Source organism: Clostridium beijerinckii (assembly GCA_003129525.1).
Taxonomy (GTDB): domain Bacteria; phylum Bacillota; class Clostridia; order Clostridiales; family Clostridiaceae; genus Clostridium; species Clostridium beijerinckii_D.
Window position 1 is genome coordinate 2,111,538 of the sequence record CP029329.1, and the last position, 12,644, is coordinate 2,124,181.

Here is a 12,644-nt window from a genome sequence, read left to right on the forward strand (position 1 = left end):
AGTCAAAGATGCGATGTATATTTTGCATCAGATAAAATATAGTAGCATATTGACTTGCTGTTTTTAAAATTCTTAATAGATAGAATATTTGAAGTTTTTAATGGAATTTTGAATATTCATAATATGGAAACTACAAAGAGGAGGAAATGACCTTGACTTATATTTTAGAAATAATGCCTCAAGTATTAGAGGGGCTTAAAGTCACATTAGAAATTTTTGCATTAACATTAATATTATCTATTCCACTGGGAATAGTAGTTGCTGTGATGAGAACATCTAAATTGCTAATAATAAGACAAATAAGTGGGATATATGTTCTTATAATGAGAGGTACTCCTTTATTGCTACAGATTATTATAATCTTTTTTGGATTGCCTATAGTTGGTATAACTTTTGATAGGTTTCCAGCTGCAATTTTAGCATTTACTTTGAATTACGGCGCTTACTTTGGGGAAATATTTAGATCGGGAATAATGTCTATTGATGATGGACAAGTTGAAGGAGCTCAAGTTTTAGGTTTAAGCTCAAAAAATATATTTTTTAGAATTATACTTCCACAAGCATTTAAAAGAGTTATTCCACCAGTTGCAAATGAAATAACAACTTTAGTGAAGGATACTTCTTTGGTTTATGTATTGGGATTAGATGAAATGCTAAAGATAGGAAAAATGGCTGCAAATAGAGATGTTTCATTAATGCCACTTTTAATAGTTGGAGTTGTATACTTAATAGTAATAGCAATTCTTAGCCAAGTATTAAAGAAAATTGAAGAAAAATATGACTATTATAAGTAAGCACATTAAAAAATAGTGGATTAGTACACTTGCGTAGTTGATCTGTTATGTTATTTATTTTATGTGATTAGTGTGGAGGAATGTATATGCTTAAAGTTAACAATATAAAAAAGAAATTTGGGGATACAGAAGTCTTAAAAGGTGTTAATCTTGAAATAAAACAAGGTGAAATATTAGTTGTTGTAGGTCATTCAGGTGGTGGAAAAACTACATTACTTAGATGTGTAAATGCATTAGAACACTGTGATGAAGGCGACATAGAAGTAAACGGAAAAATTCTATGCAAGGATGGAAAGTATGTAGAGAAAAAAAGTCTCAAAGAAATAAGAAAAGACATAGGACTAGTATTTCAAAATTTTAACTTGTTTCCACATATGACTGTTTTAGAGAATTTAATAGAAGCACCTCAAAGAGTATTTGGATGGACAAAGGAAGAAGCAATTAAAAAGGCGGAAGAAACTCTTGGATTTTTAGATTTATTAGAAAAAAAGGATAATTATCCTTTTGAATTATCTGGTGGACAAAAGCAAAGAGTTGCTATTGGTAGAGCACTAGTGTTAGAACCTAAAATAATGTGTTTTGATGAACCAACTTCTGCATTAGACCCAGGACTCACTGGAGAAGTTGCAAATTTAATAAAGAGTTTAAGTGTAAAAGGTATGAGCATGATGATTATAACTCATGATATGGATTTTGCTAAAAAAGTAGCGGATAGAATAGTTTCTATGAATGCAGGAAAACTTCAAGATGGTTTGATTTTTGAAGATTAGGCATTTGAAGTCTTTTGAATTATAACTGTTTATTCTTAAACATTAGAAAACTGTTTCTCCTTCCTTATTTGGAATAATTTATGTTGAAATTTAAGAGGAAATATGGTAATGTAAAGGAGTAACATAATTCAAGATTTAATCAATACTGTACATTCGCCTCTGTTTCAGAGATTGGGTCAAGTATCGGGTTATATCTTTGAAAAAAAAGGGAGGATTTTATAATGGATGATAGAACTCTAGTATGCAAAGATTGTGGAAAGGAATTTATTTTCACAGCAGGAGAACAAGAATTTTACAAGGAAAAAGGATTTGAAAATGATCCTGTTAGATGTCCTGATTGTAGAAGAGCTAGAAAGCAAGAAAGAAACAATAGAAATTACGACAGATAGTAACCTAGAAGGTCATAAGATTAATCTTATGGCCTTTTCTTTTTATATAAAGTGAAACTTGGTTCAGGTGGGGTTTGATCCCCATCTGAATCTTAGTTGAACTTATACCCACAAGGGGCACCTCGTCCAGGAGCGTGCAGCCGTTATCTCCCAGTTAAGCAGAGAACCTAAATCTATGATTTAGTGTGAATCGCTTACTCCTCTGACTTTAGGAAGAGGAGTTTCATATAGAGGGCGTCTTACGGATGCTAGCTATCGGAAAAAAGAAAACTTTTCAGTTTTAAATATTTTATTTTACCGTTTATTGGTATTGTACTTGGCGTTTCGGGAAAGATATTCAGTATATATAAATATTAGTTGAATTCATTGATTTGAACATATAAGAAGTTTTACATAATTACATATTCGCAAAACACGAATTATAAAAGAAAAATATACATATAAAATCCGGGAATATATGAAATAAATGAAAAAATAACACGATATGAGTTGACATCATACGTGTTAAGTGATAATCTTAAGGTATCGATACGAAAGTTAACGGGGTGTTGTCAAAAAACATTCGCCATTGCAAAAAAAGTAGTGATTAAGCTAAAACTCATAATATTTTTTTGGAGGAATTAAGATGTTAGATATTAGAAGCGTATTCGTTGAAAAGAAAAATGGATTTAATGTAGAGGCTCAAAGTTTGTTAAATGATTTTAAAGATAACTTAGGAGTAGCTGGATTAGAAAATGTAAGACTTGTTAATAAATATATTATTTCAGATATATCTCAAGAATATTACAATAAGGCATTACATACAATTTTTTCTGAAGCAACTGTAGATGTAGTTTATGAAGCAGAATTACCAATTAAGGAAGGTGAAGTAGCTTTCGGCGTAGAATTTTTACCTGGTCAATATGATCAAAGGGCAGATTCAGCTTCTGAGTGTTTAGCTCTTTTAACAGCAGAAGATAAGGTGGAAATTAAAAGTGCTAAAATAGTTATATTAAAAGGAAACCTCTCACAAAAAGATATTGAAAAAATTAAAAATTATTATATAAATCCAGTGGATTCACGAGAAGTTGATATAAATAATAAAGATTTATCAACACTTTCAAACATACCTAAAGATGTTCAAATCTTAGATAAATTTACCCAAAAGACTTTAGAACAATTAAAAGAATTCCATAGTGAACAAGGTTTAGCTATGAGTACTTCCGATCTTGTTATGATCCAAGATTACTTTAAAGAAGAGAAGAGAGAACCAAGTATAACTGAAATTAAGGTTATAGATACATATTGGTCAGATCACTGTAGACATACAACATTTTCTACAATATTAGAAGATGTACAAATTGAAGATAACAAGTATACAAATCCTATAAAAGCAAGTTATGAAGGATATATAAAATCAAGAGAATATGTTTATGGGGAAAAAGAGAAAAACAAAACTCTTATGGACATGGCTGTAATTGCAATGAAGGAACTTAGAAAAAGAGGTAAACTTGAAGATTTAGATATTTCTGAAGAAATAAATGCTTGTTCAATTAATGTAAAAATTGAAACAGACAAAGGCATGGAAGACTATTTAGTAATGTTTAAAAATGAAACACATAATCATCCAACAGAAATTGAACCTTTTGGTGGCGCAGCAACTTGTCTCGGAGGAGCTATTAGAGATCCACTTTCAGGAAGAACTTATGTATATCAAGCAATGAGAGTTACAGGAGCAGCAGATCCAACAGTTGCAATTGAAGATACATTAGAAGGTAAACTTCCTCAAAGAAAGATAGTACTCGGAGCAGCACACGGATATAGTTCATATGGAAATCAAATTGGTCTTGCAACAGGTCAAGTTGAAGAAGTATATCATCCAAATTATGCAGCTAAAAGAATGGAAGTTGGAGCAGTTATTGCAGCAGCTCCAAAAGAAAATGTAGTAAGAGAAGAGCCTAAGCTAGGTGATGTAATAATTTTACTAGGTGGAAGAACAGGTAGAGATGGTGTTGGTGGAGCTACAGGTTCATCTAAGGAACATACAGTAGATTCAATTAACGAATGTGGAGCAGAAGTTCAAAAGGGAAATGCACCTACTGAAAGAAAAATTCAAAGATTATTTAGAAATTCAAAAGTAGCAAAAATGATTAAGAGATGTAATGACTTTGGTGCTGGTGGAGTTTCAGTGGCAATCGGAGAACTTTGCAGAGGGTTAGATATAGATTTAGATAAGGTTCCTAAGAAATATGATGGATTAGATGGAACAGAACTTGCAGTTTCAGAATCACAAGAAAGAATGGCAGTTGTGGTAACAAAAGAAAATGCAGACGAGTTTATAAGACTTTGTAATGAAGAAAATTTAGAAGCTAATTTAGTAGCTAATGTTACTGATACAGATAGACTCAGATTATTCTGGAGAGGGAAACAAATTGTTGATTTAAAGAGAACCTTCTTAGATACAAATGGAGCTACTCAAAGAACAAATGTTACAGTTAAAGCACCTAAAGAATATCCATATACAATAGCAGATATAAATGTTAAAGAAGAATGGATAAATAACTTAAAGAAATTAAATGTATCATCTAAACAAGGATTATCAGAAAGATTTGATGCAACAATTGGTGGAGGAACAGTGCTTATGCCATTTGGTGGTAAATATGCAAAAACTCCAGCAGAAGGTATGGCAGCTAAAATTCCAGTACTTCATGGAGAAAGCAAAGATGCTACATTAATGACATTTGGATTTAATCCAGAACTAGGAACTTGGAGTCCATATCATATGGCATATTATTCAGTAATTGAAAGTTTAACAAAACTTGCAGCTATGGGTGGCGATTACAGACGTGCCAGATTAACATTCCAAGAATACTTTGAAAGATTAGGGAGTGAAGCTTCAAGATGGGGAAAACCATTTGCAGCATTGCTTGGTGCATATAACGCACAAATGGCATTTGAAATTCCAGCAATTGGTGGTAAAGATTCAATGTCAGGAAGTTTTGGAGATTTAGATGTACCTCCAACACTAGTATCTTTCGCAGTTGGAGTTGAAAAAGCTAAAAATGTAATATCACCAGAATTTAAAGGAGTAGGATCAAGTTTAGTTTTACTTGAAACTGAAAAATTGGAAGATGGAACTATAAATATAGATAGGCTTAAGAAAAATTTAGATGTTCTTTATACATTAATACAAGATAAAAAAGTAATTTCTGCATCTGCTATTAAATTTGGCGGAGTTTCAGAAGCTCTTACTAAAATGACACTTGGAAATAGAATTGGAGTTGAATTTGAGAGTTTAACTAAAAATGAATTATTTGCTTTCAACTATGGAACTATAATATTGGAAGTTAAAAAGGGTATTAATATAGAAGAAGAATTTAAAAATTGTCTTTACAAAATGGTTGGTAAGACAATAGATTCTGCAACTATAGTAAGTAAAGAATATGACTTAAACTTAAATGTTTGTGATTTAGAAAAAACATATGAGGAAAAATTAACTTCAGTATTTAAGATTAAAACTGCAGATGTTAATGAAAAAATTGAAACAGTTTTATATGATAATAAATCTGTACTTTCTCCTAAGTTTAAAATAGCTAAACCAAGAGTAGTAATTCCAGTGTTCCCAGGGAATAACTGTGAATATGATTGTGCTAGAGCCTTTGAAAAAGAAGGCGCAGAAGTAACTCAAGTTGTATTTAGAAATATCACTAAAGAAGCACTTACTGAATCAATAGATAGACTTGCAAAAGAAATAAGTAATTCTCAAATTCTTATGATTCCAGGAGGTTTCTCTGCAGGTGATGAACCAGATGGTTCAGGTAAGTTTATTGCAAATGCTCTTAGAAATGAAAAGATAATGAATAGCGTAATGGAATTACTTAAAAATAGAGATGGATTAGCTATAGGTATTTGTAACGGCTTCCAAGCATTAATCAAATTAGGATTAGTGCCATATGGAGAAATAGTAGATATAAAAGAAGATATGGCAACATTAACTTATAATAATATAAATAGACATATGTCCTCAATTATCACAACAAAAGTAGTTTCAAATAAATCACCTTGGTTTAATGAAGTTAATCTAGGAGATATGCACTCAGTTGCAATTTCACACGGTGAAGGAAGATTTGTTGCACCAGAAAGCTTAATTAAAGAATTAATTAAAAATGGCCAAGTTGCAACACAATATGTTGACTTTGATGGAAATGTATCATTGAATATGCCGTTTAATCCAAATGGTTCAATGTACGGAATTGAAGGTATAACAAGTCCAGATGGAAGAGTTCTAGGTAAGATGGCTCATAGTGAAAGAATTGGGTCAGATTTATATAGAAATATTCCAGGAGACTTTGATCAAAAGATTTTCAAAGCAGGCGTAAAATATTTTAAGTAGGGAACCCAAAAGTGAGAATCGAAATTTCATATTTCGTTCTTCGAACTTTCCCTGTGGGCATCTACGATTTGGTGTGAGTCACTTACTCAGCGAACGTATGTGAGTCGAGTTTCCTTTGAAAAAGATTTGATTATTAGAATATAAGAATATAACCATATATATTCTGAAGAATATATATTCTTCAGAATATGCTTGAAAAATGCGAGTTAAAAGTATATTTTGAAAAAATAGGAGGTCTTTATGCAAGTAGGTATATTTTTTGGAAGTAAGTCTGATACAGAAGTTATGAGAGGAGCTGCCAATGCTTTAAAAGAATTTGGAATAGAATATAAAGCATTTGTGCTTTCAGCTCATAGAGTACCAGAAAAATTAGAAGAAACGCTTCAAGAAATTGAAGCACAAGGATGTCAAGTTATAATTGCTGGAGCAGGTTTAGCTGCACATTTGCCAGGAGTTATAGCATCAAAGACAATACTTCCTGTAATAGGGGTTCCTGTTAAGGCAGCACTTGAAGGTGTAGATGCACTTTATTCTATAGTGCAAATGCCAAAATCAATTCCAGTTGCAACTGTTGGGATTAACAACAGCTACAATGCAGGAATGTTAGCAGTTCAAATGTTATCAGTTAATAATGAAGAATTAAAAAACAAATTAAAACAATTTAGAATAGATATGAAAAAAAAATTTATTGAGGACAATGCGGAAGGGGTAGAACTATAATGGAAAAATTAGAAATGTTATATGAGGGAAAAGCAAAGAAGATTTATGCAACAGAGAAGGCTGATGAAGTAATAGTATATTACAAGGATGATGCAACAGCATTTAATGGAGAAAAGAAAGGTCAAATTGAAGATAAAGGTGTTATGAATAACGAAATTACATCAATTTTATTTGAACTTTTAGAAAAAAAAGGTGTAAAGACTCATTTCATTAAAAAGCTTAACGAGAGAGAACAATTATGCAAAAAGGTTGAAATAGTACCACTTGAGGTAATAGTAAGAAATGTAGCAGCTGGTAGTATGGCTAAGAGATTAGGTCTTGAAGAAGGATTTAAACTTAAAACTACAGTATTTGAATTTTCTTACAAAGATGATGAACTAGGAGACCCATTAATAAATAGTTATCATGCTGTAGCAATCGGAGCAGCAACTTTTGAAGAAATAGATACACTTTTAGCTATGACAGCTAAAATAAATGATATATTAAAAGAAGTATTTGCAGCACAAAATATTAACTTAATTGACTTTAAAATTGAATTTGGTAGATGTCCTGATGGAACAATAGTTTTAGCTGATGAAATCTCACCAGATACTTGTAGATTCTGGGACGCAACTACAGGAGAAAAATTAGATAAAGATAGATTTAGAAGAGATTTAGGTAATGTTAAAGATGCTTATATTGAAATATTAAAGAGAATCTCCAAATAACAGTTAACTGAATAAAGGTGAAAGGGTTGTGTAAATGAGTAATCCAAATTTTGAATTAATAATGGATCCAAGCAATGATAAATTCAAGGATGAATGTGGAGTTTTTGGTGTTTATGCCAATAATCCTATAGATGTTGCATCTATGACTTATTATGGACTTTATGCTCTTCAACATAGAGGGCAAGAAAGTGCAGGAATAGCAGTTGCAGATGGAGAAAAAATTGACATACATAAAGGTTTAGGTCTAATTACAGAAGCATTTAAACAAGATGATTTAGAAAAATTAAAAGGTCATATAGCTATAGGCCATGTAAGATATTCAACTGCTGGAGGAAAAGGAATTGAAAATGCGCAGCCAATACTCGCTACATCAAAAATGGGGCCAATAGCTATGGCTCATAATGGAACTTTGGTAAATGCTGATGTAATAAAAGAATTGCTTGAAGATGGAGGACAAATTTTCCACACTTCAACAGATTCAGAAGTAATTGCTTGCCTTATAGCAAGAAGTGCTAAGAAAGGTCTTGCAAAAGCAGTAGTTGATGCCATGTCAGCAGTTAGAGGATCATTTGCATTAACTATTATGTCAAAGGATAAATTAATTGGAGCAAGAGATCCACACGGAATCAGACCACTTTCATTGGGGAAAATTGAAGAAGGTTATGTACTAACTTCAGAAAGTTGTGCTTTAGATGCAATAGGCGCTGAACTCATAAGAGATATAGAACCAGGGGAAATAGTTATAATAGATGAAGAAGGTATACATTCATATAGATATTCTGAAAATACTCAATGTCAAACTTGTGCTTTTGAATATATATATTTTGCTAGACCAGACTCAAGAATTGATGGACTTGAAGTTCATACAACAAGAGTAAAAGCAGGAGAACAACTATTTAAGGAACATCCACTAGATGCAGATATAGTTATTGCTGTTCCAGATTCAGGAATACCAGCAGCTATAGGTTATGCAAAGGCATCAGGAATACATTATGATACTGGATTTATTAAAAATAGATATGTTGGAAGAACGTTCATATCACCATCTCAAGAAATAAGAGAAAGAGCAGTTGCAGTAAAATTAAATCCATTAAAGGTAAATTTAGAAGGTAAGAGAGTTATACTTATTGACGATTCAATAGTAAGAGGCACTACTTCAAAACATTTAATAGAATCACTTAGACGTGTGGGTGTAAAAGAAATTAGCTTTTTAATTGCATCACCAAGTGTTAAGTATCCATGTTATTTTGGAATAGATACTCCTTATAGAAGTGAACTTCTCGCAGCTAATAATACTGTGGAAGAAATGAGAGATATGATTGGAGCAGATTATTTAGGATATTTAAGTGAAGAAGGCCTTTATAAGAGCTGTGAAGGGAAAAAAGGATTCTGCATGGGATGCTTTAATGGAGTTTATCCAGTCGCAGCACCAGTAGAAAATCAAGTGCAATAAAATATCTAAAGATCATCTTGAAAGGTAGGAATTAATAAATGATTACTTACAAAGAAGCCGGAGTTAATATAGAAGAGGGATACAAATCAGTTAAATTAATAAAAGAATATGCAGCTAGAACTATGAGCGAGTATGTTTTAAATGGACTTGGTAGTTTTGCAGGAATGGTTGAATTACCATCTGGATATGAAAAGCCAGTTTTAGTTTCAGGAACTGACGGAGTAGGAACTAAGCTTGAAATTGCATTTAAGAATAAAAAATATGATACAGTTGGAATTGACTGTGTAGCAATGTGTGTAAATGATATTTTATGTCATGGAGCAAAGCCATTATTTTTCTTAGATTATATAGCTTGTGGAAAGCTTGAAGCAGAAGTTGCATCGGATTTAGTTAAAGGTGTATCAGATGGTTGTGTAGAGTCTGATTGTGCTTTAATTGGAGGAGAAACAGCTGAAATGCCAGGTTTTTACTCTGATGGTGAATATGATATGGCAGGATTTGCAGTAGGTATTGCTGATAAGGATAAAATCATAAACGGTAGCAATATTAAAGAAGGAGATAAATTAATAGGTATTGCTTCTTCTGGAGTTCATTCTAATGGTTATTCATTAATTAGAAAAGTATTCCCAGATTTAAATGAAGAATTTAATGGTGAAGAAGTATGGAAAACATTAATTACTCCAACTAAAATCTATGTTAAGCCAGTTCTTAAATTATTAGAAAGCTATGAAATTAAAGGAATGGCTCATGTTACAGGTGGAGGATTTATTGAAAATGTTCCAAGAATGTTCAATGGTGGAGATTTTACAGCTGTAATTAAAAAGGATTCATATCCACTTCCAGCTATATTTGAAAGAATTATTGAAAAGGGTGTAGATAAAGATCATATGTACAATACTTTCAATATGGGAATAGGATTTGTTCTTGCAGTTTCAGAGGCGGATGTGGCACCTATTATAAAGGCTTTAGTAGAAATGGGCGAAAAAGCTTATGAAATAGGATATGTAACATCTGGAGGTGAAGGTGTTTGTTTAAAATAGCAGTCTTAGTTTCAGGTGGAGGAACAGACCTTCAATCTGTAATAGATGCAGTAGAAAATAAATATATTGATGGCAAAATAGAAATGGTTATAGGTAGCCGTGATAATATTTATGCCTTAGAAAGAGCAAAAAAACATAATATAGACACTTTTGTTGTTTCACGACGCGAGTATGGGGAAAAATCTTCAGACAAGATATTAGAATTAACAAAGGGAAAAGTTGATTTAATAGTCCTTGCAGGATTTTTAGCAATTTTAGATGGAGAAATATTAAAGGAATTTGATAATAAGATTATAAATATTCATCCATCTCTAATTCCCTCTTTTTGTGGACCGGGAATGTACGGATTAAAGGTTCATGAAGCTGTAATTAAAAGTGGTGTAAAATTTTCAGGATGTACTGTTCATTTTGTAAATTCTGAAGTTGATGGGGGCGCAATACTTCTTCAAGAAGCTGTACCAGTTTATTTTGAAGATGATGCAGAAACTCTTCAAAATAGAATATTAGAAAAAGAGCACTTAATATTACCAGAGGCAATTAAGCTGATTAGTGAAGGTAGAGTTCAATTTGTTAACGGAAAAGCTAAAATCAATTAAAAATAAAATCAGTTACAATAATCGGTGTTAAGTTATCAGTTAAAAAATCAAAGAAACTCCGAAAGGAAAAGTGAATGTCCAAATTTTATATTTGGAAACATGAACTTTCCCTTTGAGGTTTCCTCCTAAATTGTTAATTGTAAACTGTTAATTGTTAACTGAATCAAGGGGTGTTTTTGTGAAAAAGAGAGCTTTAATAAGTGTATTTGATAAAGATGGAGTTTTAGATTTTGCTAAATTCCTAGTATCTAAGGATGTTGAAATTGTTTCAACAGGAGGAACTTACAAGTACTTAAAAGAAAATGGTTTAGATGTAATTGAAATTAATGAAGTTACTAATTTTCCTGAAATGTTAGATGGTAGAGTCAAGACTCTTCATCCATTAGTTCATGCAGGAATATTAGCTATAAGAGATAATGAAGAACATATGAATACATTAAAAGGAAGAGATATTCATACAATAGATTATGTTATTGTAAATCTTTATCCATTTTTTGAAAAAGTTAAAGAAGATTTAGAATTCGAAGAAAAGGTTGAATTTATAGATATTGGTGGACCTACAATGCTTAGAGCTGCTGCAAAAAATTTCCAAGATGTTGTAGTAATTTCTGATAAGAATGACTATAATGTTGTTATGGAAGAAGTTGAAGCAAATGGTGAAACTTCTTTAAAGACTAAGAAGAAATTAGCTGGTAAGGTATTTAATCTTATGAGTGCTTATGACGGAGCTATTTCAAACTTCTTATTAGCTGATGATGAAGAAGAATATCCAGAATATCTTTCAGTTTCATATAAGAAGATGCAAGGCCTTAGATATGGCGAAAATTCACATCAAAGTGCAGCAGTATATTCATCAACAATGCTTGATGGAGCTATGAATACTTTTGAAATGTTAAATGGTAAGGAATTATCTTATAATAATTTCAAAGATGTTGATATAGCTTGGAAATGTTCTAGTGAATTTGAAGAACCATCATGTTGTGCATTAAAACATAACACACCTTGTGGTGTTGCAATTGGCACAGACGCTTATGAAGCATACATGAAAGCTTATGAAGTAGATCCAACTTCAATATTTGGTGGAATTGTTGCTTTTAATAGAAAAGTAGACAAGAGAACAGCAGAAGAAATGGTTAAAATTTTCTTAGAAGTTATAGCAGCACCAGAATATGATGAAGATGCTTTAGAAGTATTAAAAACTAAAAAGAACTTAAGAGTTCTTAAGTTTAACAACACTCCAAAAGCTGATAAATGCATGGTTACAGTAGATGGAGCAATATTAGTTCAAGAAGAAGATAGCAAATTAATTGAAGAAATTAAAGTTGTAACAGAAGTTAAACCAACTGATGAAGAAATGAAAGATTTATTATTTGGCATGAAAGTGGTTAAATATGTTAAATCCAACGCTATAGTTGTAGCTCATAACGGAATTGCACTTGGAATTGGTGGAGGTCAAGTTAATAGAATCTGGCCAACAGAAGATGCCCTGAAGAGAGGGATTGGAGCTACAATATTAGCTTCTGATGCTTTCTTCCCATTCAGAGATGTAGTAGACCAAGCTGCAAAGGCTGGCATTAAAGCTATAATCCAACCAGGTGGATCTATGAGAGATCAAGAATCAATAGATGCTTGTAATGAACATGGTATAGCTATGGTGTTTACAGGACTTAGACATTTTAAACATTAGATTATTGTTATAATTAAATATAATCATTAATAAATTAATGCTCAATGGTCAATTTTCAATGACGAAATTCATAATTGGAATTTGAAAATTGGGCATTAAAACTTAATAATGATAAC

At 31.8% G+C, this 12,644-nt stretch carries 10 protein-coding genes; all 10 read left to right on the plus strand.

Annotation, left to right across the window (positions count from 1 at the left end):
* The first annotated feature begins 152 nt into the window (after positions 1-152).
* The 10 genes from DIC82_09280 to DIC82_09325 all read left to right on the plus strand — a co-directional run bounded on the left by DIC82_09280 (position 153) and on the right by DIC82_09325 (position 12,528).
* Positions 153-794 carry an amino acid ABC transporter permease gene (locus DIC82_09280; protein ID AWK51201.1) on the plus strand — a complete coding sequence of 214 codons (642 nt, stop codon included), beginning with the start codon at positions 153-155 and terminating at the stop codon, positions 792-794.
* An 86-nt stretch (positions 795-880) separates the two neighbouring features.
* On the plus strand, positions 881-1,564 hold the full coding sequence (locus tag DIC82_09285; GenBank protein AWK51202.1) for a polar amino acid ABC transporter ATP-binding protein: 684 nt from the start codon (positions 881-883) through the stop codon (positions 1,562-1,564).
* A gap of 221 nt (positions 1,565-1,785) precedes the next feature.
* Positions 1,786-1,953, plus strand: a complete 168-nt coding sequence (locus DIC82_09290; GenBank protein ID AWK51203.1) for a cytochrome C551 — start codon at positions 1,786-1,788, stop codon at positions 1,951-1,953.
* Between the two features lie 625 nt (positions 1,954-2,578).
* Positions 2,579-6,325, plus strand: coding sequence for a phosphoribosylformylglycinamidine synthase (locus DIC82_09295; GenBank protein AWK51204.1), 3,747 nt, complete (start codon positions 2,579-2,581; stop codon positions 6,323-6,325).
* Positions 6,326-6,565: 240 nt separating this feature from the next.
* On the plus strand, positions 6,566-7,045 hold the full coding sequence (purE, locus tag DIC82_09300; GenBank protein AWK51205.1) for a 5-(carboxyamino)imidazole ribonucleotide mutase: 480 nt from the start codon (positions 6,566-6,568) through the stop codon (positions 7,043-7,045).
* Positions 7,045-7,752: a phosphoribosylaminoimidazolesuccinocarboxamide synthase gene (locus tag DIC82_09305; GenBank protein AWK51206.1), complete on the plus strand. Its 708-nt coding sequence runs from the start codon at positions 7,045-7,047 to the stop codon at positions 7,750-7,752. Before purE ends, DIC82_09305 begins: the two co-directional genes overlap by 1 nt.
* 34 nt (positions 7,753-7,786) lie before the next feature.
* Positions 7,787-9,205: an amidophosphoribosyltransferase gene (locus DIC82_09310; protein ID AWK51207.1), complete on the plus strand. Its 1,419-nt coding sequence runs from the start codon at positions 7,787-7,789 to the stop codon at positions 9,203-9,205.
* A gap of 38 nt (positions 9,206-9,243) precedes the next feature.
* Positions 9,244-10,245 carry a phosphoribosylformylglycinamidine cyclo-ligase gene (locus tag DIC82_09315; GenBank protein ID AWK51208.1) on the plus strand — a complete coding sequence of 334 codons (1,002 nt, stop codon included), beginning with the start codon at positions 9,244-9,246 and terminating at the stop codon, positions 10,243-10,245.
* Positions 10,233-10,841, plus strand: coding sequence for a phosphoribosylglycinamide formyltransferase (locus DIC82_09320; protein ID AWK51209.1), 609 nt, complete (start codon positions 10,233-10,235; stop codon positions 10,839-10,841). The genes DIC82_09315 and DIC82_09320 overlap by 13 nt, the downstream gene beginning before the upstream one ends.
* 178 nt (positions 10,842-11,019) lie before the next feature.
* Complete coding sequence (locus DIC82_09325) at positions 11,020-12,528, plus strand: bifunctional phosphoribosylaminoimidazolecarboxamide formyltransferase/inosine monophosphate cyclohydrolase (GenBank protein AWK51210.1); 1,509 nt, start codon at positions 11,020-11,022, stop codon at positions 12,526-12,528.
* Positions 12,529-12,644: the final 116 nt, after the last annotated feature.